This window comes from Streptomyces sp. NPDC037013 (assembly GCF_055607265.1).
The window spans coordinates 984,420-998,909 of record NZ_JBVJRV010000001.1; the positions used below are offsets into that span (position 1 = coordinate 984,420).

Here is a 14,490-nt window from a genome sequence, read left to right on the forward strand (position 1 = left end):
CATTCGGGAGGAGCACGGACGTGGCCGACAGCACCACTCAGCAGCACCCGCTCGCGGGCTGGAACAAGCCGGAGCTCGACCTCAGCACGGCGGACTGGCGATCCAGCAGCGAAGGGCGAGGAGACGTGGAGATCGCCTTCGTCGAGGGTTTCGTCGCGATGCGCAACGGCGGGCGCCCGGAGAGCCCTTCCCTGATCTTCACCCCGGCGGAGTGGGGGGCCTTCGTCCACGGCGCCCGCGCGGGCGAGTTCGACCTGACGTAGAGCGGCGCCCTCCCGCAGGGCGTTGACGCGGCACATGGTCCGGCCGTCACCCCACGGTGACGGCCGGACCACGTGCTGTCGGGCGCCCGCCGCACGCCCGGTGGTCTTTCGGCCCTGTCGATCACGTGACCTTCGACTCTCCCCGCGCCGCACGCACTGCACGAGGCTGAGGTCATGAGCAGCCAACCGGACAGCAGGGTGGACGGCGAGTCCGCGGACGGCGCCGGGCCCGCACCAGAGGCCGCCCCCGTCGTCGCGGCCGTCGACGGTTCGGCGGGCAGCGACCGCGCCCTGGAGTGGGCGGTCGGCGCCGCCCGGTCGCGCGGTGTGCCGCTGCGCATCGTGCACGTACGCGGATACGACGTCCCGCTCGTCGACGGACCCTTCGCCTCGGTGGTGGAGCGCACCGAGAACGATCCGGTGCTCGACCGCGTGCGCACGTCCCTCGTCGGCCGCGCCGACCTGCCCGAGCTCGCATTCGTCACCGTGGACGGCAGCCCGGGACGCGAGCTGCCCCGGCTCGGCGCAGGGGCGGACCTCCTGGTCCTCGGTTCGCGCGGCAGGGGCGGCTTCGCCAGCCTGCTGCTCGGCTCGAACGGCCTGGCCTGCGCACGGGAGGCGGCCTGCCCGGTGGTGGTCGTGCCGCGCCCACCGGCCGGTACGGGACCGGGGGCGCCCGGCGCTGCCGGGGCAGCGACGCCGGACACGGGGCCCCGCGTGGTCCTCGGGCTCTCGGCGCCCGCGCCGGACGAGCACTCCGTCGCGTTCGCCTTCGCCGAGGCCGCGCGCCGCGACGCCCGGCTCCAGGTGGTCGCCGCCTATCCGTGGCCCGTCCTCAGCTCCACGCCGACCGGCGAATTCGTGATGCGGGCCGTCGCGGACCAGGAGACGGAGCGGGAGTACGGAGAGCTCGTCGACGCGCTGCTCGCTCCGTACCGTCAGCGGTACGCGACCGTGCCGGTGGACGTGGCCGTCGCGCCGGGCGACGCTGCCCGACTCCTCGTGGAGGCCTCGCACGCGGCCGACCTCGTGGTGGTGGGCCGCCACCGGCGCCGACTGGCACCGGGCCGCATCCTGGGCTCCGTCACCCACGCCGTACTGCTGCACGCGGGCTGCCCGGTGGCGGTGGTGCCACCCGAGCCCGGCCCTTCCTGAGAGCGGGCGGGCGTCAGCGGAGCACCACGCAGCCCTTCGCGTCGAGGGCCCGCAGCAGACCCTCGCCCACCCGCACGTCGTTCCAGCGCAGATCCAGCTTCTCCAGGGCGGGCAACTCCACTACCCAGTCGGGGAGTTCACCGATGCGGTTGGCGCGCAGGTCCAGGCGGCGCAGGAGCGGCAGACCGCGCAACGCCGGGGGCACGGCGGCGAAGGCGTTCTCGCGCAGCTCCAGTTCCCGCAGCTCGGTGAGGCGGCTCACGGCCGCGGGCAACTCGGTCAGACGGTTGCCGCGCAGCCACAGTTCGCGCAGCGCGGTCAGTGACCCGATCGTCTCCGGCAGGCGGGTCAACTCGTTGTGCTGGGCGCGCAGTTCTGTCAGGCCGCTGAGTCCACCGAGGGTGTCCGGGAGCGCGGTGAGGCGGTTCTCGCCGACGTTGAGGTAGGCGAGCCGGCTCAGTCTGCCGAGGGAGGCGGGCAGTTCGGTGAGTTCGTTGTCGTGGAGATAGAGGAAGCGGCTGAGCCCCGTGAGCTCGCCGATCTCCTCGGGGACCTCGCGCAGTCGGTTGTGGCCGAGATCGAGGGTGTGCAGGTTCCTGAGCCCGCCGATGCGGCCGGGCAGGTCGGTGAGCGCGTTGTCGGGGAGGAGCAGGACCTCCAGGCGCGGGTGGTCCCACACCTCGTCCGGCAGGCGTCCGAGACCGCCGCGCCAGTAGTTCAGTACGGATGTGTGGGGCACTGGGGTCACTGAGGTCACCGAGGAGCTCCGCCGTCGAGGGTTTGCGTCACCATGATCCCCGCACCGGCGGGACGCCCGGGCCCGGGTGCGGCGTGACCGCTTTGTGGCTGGTCGCGCCGTTCCCGGCGCCCCCCGGCGTGGCCCGCCCCCGCGTCGGCACGGCCCCGGGGCCACGTACCATGGGCGCATGTCCTTCCTCCGCCGCCGCAGCTCCGCCACTCCCGCGGGCCCGGACTTCGACGTCCTGGCCATGGACCCCGGTGACTGGCCCGGCAATCTCGGCGCGGGCCTGCTGCCCGCCCCCGACGGCAGCTGCCAGGGCGTCTTCCTGCGGTACGACCTGTTCGGCGGCCGTGGCCCCGCGATGATCATCGGCAACCTCCCCGAGGGCTCGCCCGCCCGCGAGACCGCCGACGACGAGGTCCCCTTCGAGGTGGCCCAGCTGCTCCTGGCCCTGGAGAACGACGAGGACATCACCGTCGTCTCCACCGAGGACGTCCCGGTGATGCAGGGCGACAACCTCCTCATCGTGCGCCGCCTCAAGCTCTCCGAGAGCCGGATCTCCTGCGTGCAGTTCGACCGCAGTGACAACGTCCTGGTGACCATCGCCGCCTGGGACCGGCCGATCACCGACGACCTGTACGCGCTCCTGAAGCCGCTGCCCGCCGAGCTCTTCCAGCAGGGCTGACAGCGCCGAAGGGCCGCGGCGGGCGCCCGCCGAAGCCTCTCCGTGGCTCGCAGCGGCTCTCAGTGGTGCGGCCGCGCCGGCCGGGGGTGGTGGCGGTTATGGCCCGCGGCGGGTCCGTCTCGGCTGTCACCGGAGAACGGACGCGCTCGACCTCGACCTCGGGCAGGGCCTCGCCACCGTCGCGTACGGCAGGGAACAAGCCCGTCATCACCGGGAGTTCTTCGCGTCGTACCTCGATGGGGTGATCGTCGGCCGGCTCTCCGCAGCAGCCTGTTCAAGGGTGGCGAACGGACGGTGAAGGTGCGCGCGGGCCGCGTTCACGTCTTCGACTGAGCCCGGCACGGGTCGGGCCCGGCTCCGCCCGTAAGCGGACCCGGGCCCGACCGTCACGCCGGCGTCACGAAGCCGAGCCCACCACCTTCACGTCGGCGGCCCGCACATAACCGATCCGGTGCCCGTACTGGATCACGTAGTACATGTCATTGCCGCGCACCACCCGGTGCGGCGCGGTGTCGAACGTCGGGGCGTAGAAGTACTCGCCCGGCACCTTGTCGCCGATCGCGTACTTCTGACCCGCGAGGATCTTGTACGGCAGCGGGGAGACCGCCTGCACCGGCACGCCCGCCGGATAGGCCTCTTTCTCCGGGTACGCGCGCCCGTACACGGGGATCTCGCTCGCGCCGGGCTTCGGCGTCACCACCGGGCCCCTCGCGTCGACCGCGGTGGGCTGCTTGGCCGGGTTCTTGAACCAGGCCTTCTGGCCGAGGTACCAGACGGCCGTCCAGTCGCCCTTGCGGTCGGCGACCGCGTACCGCTGCCCGGTGGAGAGCCGCGCACCCGTGTCGTTCACGTCGATCGTCGAGTCCTGACCACCGGGACGCCTGCCGATGTCCTTGATCAGCGGCGCGTCATCGCGCGGCTCGGTGTGGACCCGCACCGCGGCCGAGCCGTGCGGCACGCACTTCTCGCCCGGCTTGACGCAACCTGTGTACTCCGGCCGGTTCTTGGCGTAGTCGGGCGCCACCGTGACCAGCCCGCCGCTCCGGTCGGCGGTGGGGTGGAACGGCTTGCCGAGCAGCGTGAAGTAGTGCTGCCAGTCCCAGTACGGGCCCGGGTCCGTGTGCATCCCGGGGATCGACGACGCCACGGTGCCCTGGACGTTGTCGTGCCCGAGGATGTGCTGGCGGTCCAGCGGGATGCCGTACTTCTTGGCGAGGTACTTCACCAGCCGCGCCGAGCTGCGGTACATCGCCTCCGTGTACCAGGTGTCCGGCGCGGTGAGGAACCCCTCGTGCTCCAGGCCGATCGACTTGGAGTTCACGTACCAGTTTCCGGCGTGCCAGGCGACGTCCTTCGCCTTCACGTGCTGGGCGATGTGACCGTCGGTGGAGCGCAGGGTGTAGTGCCACGACACGTAGGTGGGGTCCTGCACCAGCTTCAAGACACCCTCCCACCTGCCCTCGGTGTCATGGATGACGATCGAGTCGATGCTCTGGCTCTTCGGCCGGTCGGCCAGGTCGTGGTTGCCGTAGTCCGGATTGCCCTGGGGGTCCTTGAACTCCTCGTACGGAGCCGGGATCCACTCGCACGACACGGTCCTCGGGCACTCGGTCTCACCCGCCGGGGCCTTGCGCAGGCCCATGTGCCGCAGCTGAACGGCGTCGGGCCGCAGCCCCGGCACCGGCGCGAGCGTCACACGCTGCCCGGCGTCCGTGGTGCGCCGCTCGCCGTCACGCATCACGGCGAACACGTCGTTGGCGTACGTGGCGGCGGTGGCCTGGTCGTCCGCGCCGGAGAACCGGGCGATCGCGCCGTACCAGTCGGCGGGGTCGGCGCTCAGCGGCTTGCCGAGCTTCCGCTGGGCCGCCGCGAGCAGCGCCGCGCCGCCCTCGATGTTCGCGGCCGGATCGGTGCGCAGCTCCCGGGCGGACCGCCCGCTGAGCTCGGCCGCGCGCGGCAACGTCGTGAGCCGAGCGGGGAGTCGGCGCTCGTCCGGCACCTTGGTGGTGGGCGGTGCGGCCGGACGGGAGGTGTCGCCGCGCGGGTCCTCTGTCCCCTCGCCGTGGTGCGGGGCGGAGGCCAGGGCGGTGCGCGCGTCGGTGAGGTGCATGGGGCCGTAGCCGCCGGTGACGCTGGGCGCGCCGCCGTGGGCGTCCCAGCGCGACTGCAGGTACGAGACGCCGAGCAGCACGCTCTGCGGCACGTGGTACTCGGTGGCGGCGGCCGCGAAGGCTCCTTGCAGCCCTGCCGCGGAAACCGGTCGGGGAACGCCCGACGACGGAGCCGCGCCGAGCAGCGGCACCAGCAGACCCGCGGACGCCAGGGCGCCCGCCGTCCTGATGGTGCGTCTGCGCGCGGACGAGGTCGGGGCGGTGGCGGATCCTCGCAATGCAGCCTCCTGGGACTCCTGGAGCGATGAAGTGTGACGGGGCGTGCGGGGCCGGGCGTGCGTCAGTGGTACCGGCTGGCCGACGATCCGTCAATCATGCCCAGGGCAACGGATTTCCCATGTCAGCGCGGGTTCCGGCGGGTCAGGGGCGGGTTTTCGCCAGGGACGGCCCCACCGCCTGCGATGCGTCAGTGGAGTGGACCAATGAGTGGTGGGGTGATCGGGGGAATCACCTGTTCGGGGGAGGGGCGGAGGGGTGGGGGGAGTGGGCACGGGTGAGGCTGGCGTGGCGGCCGGACTGGGCGGAGAGCATTGGGCTGAGAGCACTCGACTGGGCGTCCGTGCCGGGTGCCGGCTCCATGCGGGGCCAGTTGGCGAGGTCGCGCAGCAGCTGCGGGTCGTGGGGCGCGACGACCACGGCGGCCGTCACTTCGTGGACCGGCGTCGGCGACAAGTGGTCGGGTCGACGCGTCGAGCAGGACCAGACCGGGCCGCCCGGCCATCGCCAACGCCAGGCCGAGACGCCGCGGCCGCCCCTGCGACAACCGCTCGACCGGAGTGTCCATCGCCGCACGGTCCAGCAGCCCGAGCACGCCGAGCGGGACCGGGACTGCGGTTGCTGATGAGGCTCAACGGTGCTCCGCAGCTACCAGTGCCGCCCTCCTTCACGGCACGTCGCCGGACCAGTCGAACCGGCGCGGATCGCCCCGGCGCGGCTGATACGTCGCCCGCCCACCGGCGCCGAACCGTCCCAGTTCGGTCGGCAGGGTGGCACCTGTGTCGATCTCTTCCCTCGTCCAGCCGGTGACGTCGAGCAGCAGCCCGTCCAACGGGCCGCCGACGAGTTCGACGTACCGCTGTCCCGGTCGCGGACCCGGGTGTTCGTGATCCTGGCCGTACACACGGCCGCGCAGCAGCTGCTCGTCATCGCTGTCCATGCCCACCAGCGTCCCAGCCACCACTGACATCGGGCCGTGCCCGGGACGGCGCCACGGCACCGTCCCCCGGACCGCTCCCCGTGCCGCTCCCCACGTCGCTGAACGCCCCGTCGACGAGCAGCGGCACGACGGCGCAGGTGTCCAGTTCGGTGGCCACGGCGACGTCCTCGGGAAAGCCACCGGAGATGAGTTCCTGCCCGGAGGAGCAGGCGCGCACGGCGCCACCGACGTCCGCGACCGACCGGAAACCGGCGGCGGTGACGGCGGCCTCCGGCGAGAGCGCGTCGTCACCGAGTCGCGCCTCCATCGCGGAGATGACGGCCCCGGCGCCGAGCAGGTCCTCCAGAGCGGGCCGCAGACTTCCGTCGGGCCAGCGCTCCCCGGCGGCGATCACAGCGACGGGATGCGCGGGCGTACCGTATCCACGCGCAACGAGCCACTGCGCCACGGTAGTTGCATTGCGCAGAGCCGCCGCCATCACCGATGCCCCACCTGCGGACGCGGCGATCGTCGAACCGTTGGGCGAGGGGAGCACCAAGCGGGGAATACGGGGCGCGCGGCGCAAGGCGGCGGGTGACAGCGACCATGGCGAGGTCCGGCCGACCATCCTGCGCCCCACGGCCAGCTCGGCCCCCTTCTGCCGTGCGAACTCCGCGGCACTCTCATCACGCCACCGATAGGGAAAGACACACGTCCCGGCCTCGACGGCCACGGTCACCGCGGTGGTGAAGGACAACACATCCACGACCACAAGACACCCCACACCCCCCGCGACCACCTCGCCCCCGACGACCCCCCACTCAAACCGCACCCCATACCCTGCTTGCCTGCACCAGTCGCCCATGGGGCGATCCTGGCGGCACGCTGCCCCCGCTGGGGCATCATTTCGAGGCCGGCGTCGGCGTCGTGGGTGTGTGGCGGGTGCGGGTCCATAGGGTGAGGGCCAGGCAGCTGAATGTGGCTCCCAGGGTGCATACGGCGGGCCAACCGGCCAGTGTGTACAGGGTGGTTGCGGCGAGGGCGCCGGTGGCGCTGCCGAGTGAGTAGAAGACCATGTAGCCGCCGATCAGCCGGCTGCCCGCGGCCGGGTGCAGTGCGTAGATCAGGGTCTGGTTGGTGACATGGACCGCTTGCACCGCGAGGTCGAGGAGGATCACTCCGACGATCAGGGCCCAGAGGGAGCTGCGGGTGAAGGCCAACGGGAGCCATGACGCCGTGAGCAGGGCCAGGGCGATGCCCGTCGTCCTGCGGGAGAGTCCTCGGTCGTTCAGGCGGCCCGCCAGGGTGGCGGCCAGCGCGCCGACGGCGCCGATCAGTCCCAGCGCGCCGATCGCGCTGTGGGAGAAGAAGTACGGGGCTTCGCTGAGCGGCAGCGCGACGCTGCTCCACAAGGTGCTGAACGCGGCGAAGATCAGCAGACCGAACAGGGCCCTGAGCCGCAACAGCCGCTCCTGTGCGAACAGGGTGACCGTGGACCGCAGGAGCTGGCCGTAGCGGAGGGTGTTGGCGGGCGCGGCCTCGGGGCGCGGCAGTACGCGGTGGAGGATCAGGGCGAGCAGCGCGGTCAGCGACGCGGAGGCGACGTACACGGAGCGCCAGCCCGCGAGGTCGGCCAGGAGGCCGGAGACCGTCCGGGCGAGCAGGATTCCGACCACCACCCCGCTGGTCACCAGGCCGACGACCCTCCCGCGCCCCGCCGCCGGCGCCAGCGACGCGGCGAAGGCCACCAGGGTCTGGGTGACGACCGCGAGGAGCCCCGTCGCCGCCATGCCCGCGAGCAGCATCACCGCGGTGCGGGCGGTGGCCACGACGGTCAGTGCCACCACCAGGAGCAGCAGCTGACCCACGATGAGCCGTCGGCGGTCGACCACGTCGCCCAGCGGGACGAGGAAGAAGAGCCCCAGGCCGTATCCGACCTGCGTGAGTGTGACCACGCTGCCGAGGAGTGCCGGGCTCAGCGCGAGATCCCGGCCGATCGTCACCAGCAGCGGCTGTGAGAAATAGACGTTCGCCACCGCGGCACCGCAGGCGACGGCAAACAGGAGGACGACGCCCCGGGAGAGGCCGGGGAGGTCTTCCTTCCCGTGATCGGCCCCGGGTCCTCCTTCGACCACTCCTCCGGCCCCGGGTCCTCCTTCGACCACTCCTCCGGCCCCGGGTCCTCCTTCGACCACTCCTCCGGCCCCTCCTCCGATCACTTCCGCTGGTCGCGTCACGGCCTCACCGTCGCCGGACATGGGCACCCCTCCGATCATGTGGTTCCGTAAGCAGGTTGGTTGCAACTTGCCACCAGGCTGTCGGCGTGACGGTAGTCCGTGTTGGTAGCATGTTGCAACCAGTGCTTGTGGGTGTCAGGGGAAGTGAGGGGCTGCGCCATGGTGACGAGGACGCGTTTCGACGACAGTGACTGTCCTGTCGCGCGCTCGGTGGACGCGATCGGTGACTGGTGGTCCCTGCTGATCGTGCGGGACGCCTTCGACGGCAGTCGGCGCTTCGGGGAGTTCCAGCGCAGCCTCGGCGTCGCGAAGAACATCCTCACCACGCGACTGCGGAATCTGGTCGCGGGCGGTGTCCTCGAGTCCGTCCCCGCATCGGACGGCAGTGCCTACCGCGAGTACGTACTGACCCCGAAGGGCAAAGCCCTCTTCCCGGTCATCGTGGCCCTCCGGCAGTGGGGCGAGCAGAACTTCTTCGCGCCCGGCGAACCGCACTCGGAACTGGTCGACCGGCGGCAGGGAGACCCCCTGCGCCCCCTGGAAGTCCTGTCCGCCGACGGACGCCGGGTGGACCCGGACGACACCATCGTCCACAAGGTCGACCCCGCCGGCCCGGCTGACCCGACCGTAGTCCGTAGCCCGTAGCCCGTAGCCCTCGGACCGAGTCGGAGGGCCGGGCTCCGCGCGCTAGCCGAGCGCGAGCATCGCCTCCGCGACCTCGCCCGCCGCCGCGTCGGGCATCGCGGTCGCGGCCTCTTCGAGGATCAGCAGCCGCGCCCCGGGGATCTCCCGCGCGATCGCCTCGCCGTTGCCGACAGGGAAGAACCGGTCGTGGCGGCCGTGGACGACGAGCGTGGGGACGTCGATCTCGGGCAGCCGCTCACGCCACCGCGGTGCGCAGTCGATCCTGGAGAAGACCATGCCCCGCTGGTTGGCCATCTGGATCGCGGGGGAGGTGCCGGGCGTACGGTCCCAGATTCGCGCGGCCCTCGTACGCGCGGCGGCGGGGTCGTCGCCGAGGATCTCCGCCCCGGTTGCGGCGAATTCCACCACGGCCGCACGGCTGGCCCAGTCGGGCATCGGATGTGAGAACAGCCTGCCCATCGTCGCCTGGTCGTGGTCGGGCAGGTCGTCGTCGGGGGGTCCTGGCGCGACCGGGCGGGTGCCCGCCAGGGTGAGTGCCGAGAACGTTCCCGGGTGGTCGAGCGCGGCCGCCTGGGCGACCATCCCGCCGACGCCGATCCCCGCGAGGTGCGCGGGTCCGGAACCGAGTGCGCGGGCCAGGGCGGCCGCGTCGGCGGCGAGGTCGCGCAGGGTGTAGCCGGGCGCCTCCGGGTCCACCGTCGTCGACTCGCCGCTGTCACGGAGGTCGTAGCGGACCGCGCGGCGCCCGCCGGCCGCGAGACGTTCGCAGAGCGCGTCGGGCCAGGAGAGCATGGTGGTCCCGCCGGCGAGCAGGACGAGTGGCGCGTCGTCGTCGCCGAAGGACTCGATGCCCAGGGCGACGCCATTGACGTTGACAGTGGTCACCCGAGCACCGTACCCACCGGCCGAGCCGGACGCGCGGCCTCCGTGCCCACCGGCCGGTTTGGACGCGCGGCCTCCGTATCCACCGGCCGAGCCGTGCGCGCGCCCCGCATGACCCGCCTCAGCAGGCGAGGCCCCGGCTCCAATGTCAACGTCGGCCCTCCGGTACCGCCCCGCATCCAGGTTCGCGGGCCGGCCTCCCTCCCCCGCCGGCCTCCCTCCCCCTCCGCCCCCCTCAGACCGAAGCTCCCTCCCGTACACCCCCGTCGGCGAGGAGCGTCGCCCCTCGGACCGCGTCGGGCGAGGCCGCCAGCAGTGGCATCCGGACGGCCGGGCTGGGGATGCGCCCCTGCGCGTGCAGCACCCCCTTGATCACCGTCGGGTTCGGTTCGGTGAAGAGGGCCGAGGACAGCCGGGACAGCTCGGCGCCGAGTCTGCGGGCCGGGACGCCGGAGCCGTCGCGCCACAACGCGATCAGTTCGGCGTAGTCGGCCGTACGCAGATTGGCCGAGGCGATGATTCCGCCGTGGGCGCCCGCCGCGACGAGGGGCGAGATGACGACGTCGTCGCCGCCGAGCACGGCGAAACCGGGCGGGGGAGAGGCGAGCAGCTCCACCGTCGTCGCGTCGATCGCGCCCGTCGCGTGCTTGATCCCGACGACCCCCGGTATGCGGGCGAGCGCCTTGATCGCCTCGATGCCGAGCGTCTGCCCCGTGCGGTACGGGATGTCGTACACGATCAGAGGTACGCCACCGTGCTCGTCCAGCGCGGCGAAGTGCGCCAGCGTCCCCGCCTCGCCGGGCCGGATGTACGGCGGCGCGGGAACCAGCGCCGCTGCCACGTCACCGCCGGCCGCGAGCTCCCGCAGCGACTCGATGGCGGCGACGGTGTCATTGGTGCCGACCCCGACGATCAGCGGCGCCCCGTGCGCGCGGCAGGCGGCCGCGCAGACGCGTACCACCGTCCGCTGCTCCTCCGCGGTGAGCGTGGCCGTCTCCGCGGTGGTGCCGAGGGCGACGAGGCCGGCGGCCCCGGCCGACAGGGCCTCGTCGGCGAGCCGGGCCAGCGCGTCGGGGGCCAGGCGCAGGTCGTCCGTGAACGGCGTCACCAGGGGGACGTAGAGACCGTCGAAGGTCGGACCGGGCCAGGGGGCCGGGCCGGGCCCGAAGAGCGGGTCGGTGTCGATGTCGAAGGCCGCGTCGGGCTCGAAGATCGGGGCGGGGTCGATCGGGCTGGGCTTCGGGCTGGGCTTCATGCTCCCACCCTGGCGCAGGGGACCCGGTAGATCCATTTCTGATTTCTACCCTCATGCCTAAGCTGAACTAATGATTGATGTTCGTCGTCTCTCCCTGCTCCGCGAGCTCGACCGGCGGGGCACGATCGCGGCCGTGGCCGAGGCGCTGTCCTTCACCGCGTCCGCCGTCTCCCAGCAGCTCGGCGTACTGGAACGGGAAGCGGGCGTTCCGCTGTTGGAACGCAGCGGCAGGCGGGTGGTCCTCACGCCCGCCGGGCGCTCCCTCGTCGTACACGCCGACGCCGTGCTCCAACGCCTGGAGCTGGCCGTCGCCGAACTGGCCGGAGCGCGGGAGGGCATCGGCGGCCCGCTGCGCATCGGGACCTACCCCTCGGGCGGTCACAGCATCGTGCCCGCCGCACTGGCCGAGCTGGCCCGGCGGCATCCCGCACTGGAGCCGATGGTGCAGGAGATCGACTCCGCCCGCGTCTCCGACGGCCTGCGGGCCGGCGAGCTCGACGTGGCGCTCGTCCACGACTACGACTTCGTTCCCGCCTCACCGGACACCACCGTGGACGAGGTGCCTCTGCTGGAAGAGCCGATGTACCTCGTCACCCACCCGGAGATCACGGACCCCGGTGGCGGCGACACGCTGGCGGAGCTGCTCGGCCCGTACGCCGAGGCGCCATGGACCACGGCGCGGGAGGGCACGACGGGTCACGCGATGGCGGTACGCGCATGCCAGGCGGCCGGGTTCCAGCCGAGGATCCGCCACCAGGTCAACGACTTCCGCACGGTGCTCGCCCTGGCCGCTGCGGGACAGGGCGCCGGGCTGGTGCCGGAGATGGCCACCGAGCCCCGGTTCGCGGGGGCGGTCCTGACCAAGCTGCCGCTCTTCCGCCGCTCGAAGGTCGCTTTCCGGGCGGGCGGCGGTACGCATCCGGCGATCGCCGCTTTCGTGGACGCGGCGCGGACGGCGGTGAGCGACCTGACCGCTCCGGAGAGCGAGGGCACGACGGGTACGACCTCGCCGCGCTGACGGTCATCGGCCGTAGCAGGCAGGTTAGCGGCGGGCGTCTCCGCCTACAGCAGATGGGCGTTGGGCGCCTTCGCCGCGTCGGCGTACTCGGGCAGCTCTACGACGGTGATGTCGTCCCCCAGGCACCCGTTGTCGCGGGCATCGGTGCTGCCGTCCGTGCCGCGAACCGCGGCGTCGGGCTCGCGCCAGGCGGTGACCAGCCGCCGGATGCCGGACCGCCGGACCAGCTCGGCACAGGGGCGGGGCCGGGAGGCGCGCTCCGCGCACGGTTCCAGGGAGCTGTAGAGCGTGGCCGTGGCCAGACGAGGGTCGTCCGGGGCGAGTTTGGCGAGGACGACCTCCTCGGCGTGGTGATGCGGGTCGGTCTCCCGGGCGTGGCCACGCGCGAGTTCGGTGCCGTCCTCGGCGACGACGACCGCGCCCGCGCTGAACTCCGTCCCGGAGGGCGGGCAGTCGGTGGCGAGCTGGCAGGCGACCGCGAGCCAGGCGCCGTCGGCGACGGTGGTCCGGTCGCCGGGGCCGGGCTGTCCGCAGGCGGCGGGGGAGCGGTTGTTCACAGGTCCTGGTCTCCTCGGGGCTGTACCGCAGACGTATCACGTCGTCCGGCCTGATCCATGTCTTCGCCTGATCCATGTCTTCGGCGGGTATGTCCGGCGGGCGGGTCGTCGATCGGATCGCGCGCCGGCAAGGTCCGTCGGCCACCTCTCGCACGGCGGCGCCCCCTCCCTCCCGGGCTTCCTCTGCTTCCAGGCTTCCCTGCTGCTCCGTTCCGCCTCGCTCGGCGCGTCCCTCCGGACCATCGACGTACCCCCTGCGACGCCGGGTACTCACCCGCCGACTGAGTACGAGAGCGGTGTCGCCCGGTGCGGGCCGCCTGCTGGGATGGGCCCATGACGACGACGCACGCTCCCGCCCCGCACCCCCCGGTCCGCGCGAGGCTCCGCCGACGCCACACCAGGGCGCTGCTCGCCGGTGGCGCGGTGGTGCTGGTCTCGGCCCTCACCCAGGGCTGTGCGGCCGGGCCGGTGATGTCGGAGACGGAGTTCCGCGAGCACCTGAGGTTCACGGAAGAGGCGGGCGAGAGCGCGGTACGGACCCTGCACATGGACCCCGACGCCATCGTGGACGAACACGAGATGGCCAACTCGTCCTGCGTGGACGACTTCGGGACCGACTCCGAAGGCGTCACCCGTGATCAGCCGAGCGTCACCTGGGCGCCCGACTTCGCGAACCGTGCCGCGTACGACGCGGCGCTCGAGACGCTCCGCAAGGACTGGTCGGCGAAGGGGCTGACGGTGAAGGACATACCGGCCCCGGAGCAGGGGCGGCCCGGGGCAGGTCTGCCCGGCATCCGGACGACGACGGAAGACCACGACATCACGCTGTCGTTCCGGCCCAACTGGTACACGGGGGAGCCGATGCTGCACGCCGACGGCGGATGCGTACGGCACCGGGGGCTCCTGGTCACGTGGGAGTGAGGGGGAGGGGCGGCAGCGCATGCGTGCGCCGAGGTCAGTCGACCGTACGCGCCCTCGTCCGCCCCGTCGCCTCCGCTTCCAGCGCCATCAGCAGGAGATCCAGCGCCCGTTCGAAGGAACTGCCCTGCATCAGGGGCAACTCCCGCTGCACGGACGCCAGATGGGGGTACTCGTCCGCGTCCAGTGACTGATAGGCGTCCGTCCACGCCGCCTCGTCCGCCGCCCGCTGCTGCGGCGCCAGCGCCAGATGCGCGGCGTCGAGCGCCGCGTGCCCCAACGCGGTGTCCACGAACGCGGCGTAGTGCCGTACCGCTTCCGCTTTGTCGAAGCCGGCGCCGAGCAGCAGGCCGATGCCGGTGTTCACGGCCCGGAATTCGTTGATCCGGCGGGTCACCCGGTAGGCGGCCATCGTCGCGATCCGGGGGTGCGCGCGATAGCCGCGGTGGATGCGGCGGCCCATCTCGCGAAGCCCCGCCACCCAGTCGTCGCCCGGCTCGAAGCCCGCCATCGCCTCGCCGATGAGCTGATCGGCGATGGCCAGGAGCAGGTCGTCCGTGTGGTGGAAGTAGCGGTAGATGGCGCTCGGGTCGCAGTCGAGCGCCGCGCCGAGGCGGCGCACGCTGAGCGCGTTGGGGCCCTGCTGTCCGACCAGGCGCAGGGCGCAGTCGACGATCAGTTTCTCCGAGAGCACCACTCCGGATCTGGTGGGTCTGCGCCGTCGTCGCTCCGCAGGAACCCTGCCGGTCTCGGCCATGTCCGCCGCCCTTCCCGCCTGACACTGGCGGTCCGTCGCCCTCGTTCCCGGCCCTCGCTCGCCCTTATGA

15 protein-coding genes and 2 pseudogenes are annotated in these 14,490 nt (G+C 72.5%); 7 read left to right on the forward strand and 10 right to left on the reverse strand.

The genetic code is table 11. The features are described 5' to 3' along the window. Nucleotides 1-20 precede the first annotated feature (20 nt). Nucleotides 21-263 (forward strand): DUF397 domain-containing protein, encoded by a 243-nt coding sequence (locus tag ACZ7DY_RS04240; protein ID WP_471129735.1) that lies wholly within the window; start codon nucleotides 21-23, stop codon nucleotides 261-263. A 174-nt stretch (nucleotides 264-437) separates the two neighbouring features. Next, nucleotides 438-1,418, forward strand: coding sequence for a universal stress protein (locus ACZ7DY_RS04245; RefSeq protein ID WP_471129737.1), 981 nt, complete (start codon nucleotides 438-440; stop codon nucleotides 1,416-1,418). A 13-nt stretch (nucleotides 1,419-1,431) separates the two neighbouring features. Here the strand turns inward: ACZ7DY_RS04245 and ACZ7DY_RS04250 are convergent, their stop codons facing one another. Next, entirely contained in the window at nucleotides 1,432-2,157 is a 726-nt protein-coding gene (locus tag ACZ7DY_RS04250) for a leucine-rich repeat domain-containing protein (RefSeq protein WP_471129739.1), read from the reverse strand. A 187-nt stretch (nucleotides 2,158-2,344) separates the two neighbouring features. Between ACZ7DY_RS04250 and ACZ7DY_RS04255 the strand changes: the two genes are divergently transcribed. Both ACZ7DY_RS04255 and ACZ7DY_RS04260 read left to right on the forward strand, forming a co-directional pair. Further along, nucleotides 2,345-2,845 (forward strand): hypothetical protein, encoded by a 501-nt coding sequence (locus tag ACZ7DY_RS04255; protein WP_471129741.1) that lies wholly within the window; start codon nucleotides 2,345-2,347, stop codon nucleotides 2,843-2,845. A 160-nt stretch (nucleotides 2,846-3,005) separates the two neighbouring features. Next, nucleotides 3,006-3,143, forward strand: a pseudogene (locus ACZ7DY_RS04260) (hypothetical protein); the annotation flags it as partial. A gap of 99 nt (nucleotides 3,144-3,242) precedes the next feature. On the opposite strand, the gene ACZ7DY_RS04265 reads toward ACZ7DY_RS04260, so the two are convergent. From ACZ7DY_RS04265 to ACZ7DY_RS04285, 5 genes are all read right to left on the reverse strand, one after another. Next, nucleotides 3,243-5,234 (reverse strand): N-acetylmuramoyl-L-alanine amidase, encoded by a 1,992-nt coding sequence (locus ACZ7DY_RS04265; RefSeq protein WP_471129744.1) that lies wholly within the window; start codon nucleotides 5,232-5,234, stop codon nucleotides 3,243-3,245. Nucleotides 5,235-5,463: 229 nt separating this feature from the next. Beyond that, nucleotides 5,464-5,688 carry a hypothetical protein gene (locus tag ACZ7DY_RS04270; RefSeq protein ID WP_471129745.1) on the reverse strand — a complete coding sequence of 75 codons (225 nt, stop codon included), beginning with the start codon at nucleotides 5,686-5,688 and terminating at the stop codon, nucleotides 5,464-5,466. Nucleotides 5,689-5,899: 211 nt separating this feature from the next. Continuing rightward, a complete protein-coding gene (locus ACZ7DY_RS04275) occupies nucleotides 5,900-6,172 on the reverse strand; it encodes a hypothetical protein (protein WP_471129748.1) in 273 nt (90 codons plus the stop codon). Beyond that, on the reverse strand, nucleotides 6,159-7,016 hold the full coding sequence (locus ACZ7DY_RS04280) for a 2-phosphosulfolactate phosphatase (protein ID WP_471129750.1): 858 nt from the start codon (nucleotides 7,014-7,016) through the stop codon (nucleotides 6,159-6,161). Before ACZ7DY_RS04280 ends, ACZ7DY_RS04275 begins: the two co-directional genes overlap by 14 nt. Before the next feature lie 37 nt (nucleotides 7,017-7,053). Next, entirely contained in the window at nucleotides 7,054-8,286 is a 1,233-nt protein-coding gene (locus ACZ7DY_RS04285) for an MFS transporter (RefSeq protein ID WP_471129753.1), read from the reverse strand. A gap of 261 nt (nucleotides 8,287-8,547) precedes the next feature. Here ACZ7DY_RS04285 and ACZ7DY_RS04290 point away from each other — a divergent pair, with 261 nt between their 5' ends. Beyond that, on the forward strand, nucleotides 8,548-9,033 hold the full coding sequence (locus ACZ7DY_RS04290; protein WP_471129755.1) for a winged helix-turn-helix transcriptional regulator: 486 nt from the start codon (nucleotides 8,548-8,550) through the stop codon (nucleotides 9,031-9,033). A 42-nt stretch (nucleotides 9,034-9,075) separates the two neighbouring features. On the opposite strand, the gene ACZ7DY_RS04295 is transcribed toward ACZ7DY_RS04290, so the two are convergent. Continuing rightward, a complete protein-coding gene (locus ACZ7DY_RS04295; protein WP_471129758.1) occupies nucleotides 9,076-9,918 on the reverse strand; it encodes an alpha/beta fold hydrolase in 843 nt (280 codons plus the stop codon). A gap of 232 nt (nucleotides 9,919-10,150) precedes the next feature. Beyond that, nucleotides 10,151-11,170 carry a dihydrodipicolinate synthase family protein gene (locus ACZ7DY_RS04300; RefSeq protein WP_471129761.1) on the reverse strand — a complete coding sequence of 340 codons (1,020 nt, stop codon included), beginning with the start codon at nucleotides 11,168-11,170 and terminating at the stop codon, nucleotides 10,151-10,153. A 70-nt stretch (nucleotides 11,171-11,240) separates the two neighbouring features. Here ACZ7DY_RS04300 and ACZ7DY_RS04305 point away from each other — a divergent pair, with 70 nt between their 5' ends. Beyond that, nucleotides 11,241-12,188, forward strand: coding sequence for a LysR substrate-binding domain-containing protein (locus tag ACZ7DY_RS04305; RefSeq protein ID WP_471129763.1), 948 nt, complete (start codon nucleotides 11,241-11,243; stop codon nucleotides 12,186-12,188). A 44-nt stretch (nucleotides 12,189-12,232) separates the two neighbouring features. Here the strand turns inward: ACZ7DY_RS04305 and ACZ7DY_RS04310 are convergent. Then, nucleotides 12,233-12,712, reverse strand: a pseudogene (locus ACZ7DY_RS04310) (cytidine/deoxycytidylate deaminase family protein); the annotation flags it as partial. Nucleotides 12,713-13,078: 366 nt separating this feature from the next. On the opposite strand from ACZ7DY_RS04310, the gene ACZ7DY_RS04315 reads away from it, so the two are divergent. After that, entirely contained in the window at nucleotides 13,079-13,666 is a 588-nt protein-coding gene (locus tag ACZ7DY_RS04315) for a hypothetical protein (RefSeq protein ID WP_471129766.1), read from the forward strand. A 34-nt stretch (nucleotides 13,667-13,700) separates the two neighbouring features. On the opposite strand, the gene ACZ7DY_RS04320 is transcribed toward ACZ7DY_RS04315, so the two are convergent. Further along, nucleotides 13,701-14,420 (reverse strand): TetR/AcrR family transcriptional regulator, encoded by a 720-nt coding sequence (locus ACZ7DY_RS04320; protein WP_471129769.1) that lies wholly within the window; start codon nucleotides 14,418-14,420, stop codon nucleotides 13,701-13,703. Nucleotides 14,421-14,490 lie beyond the last annotated feature (70 nt).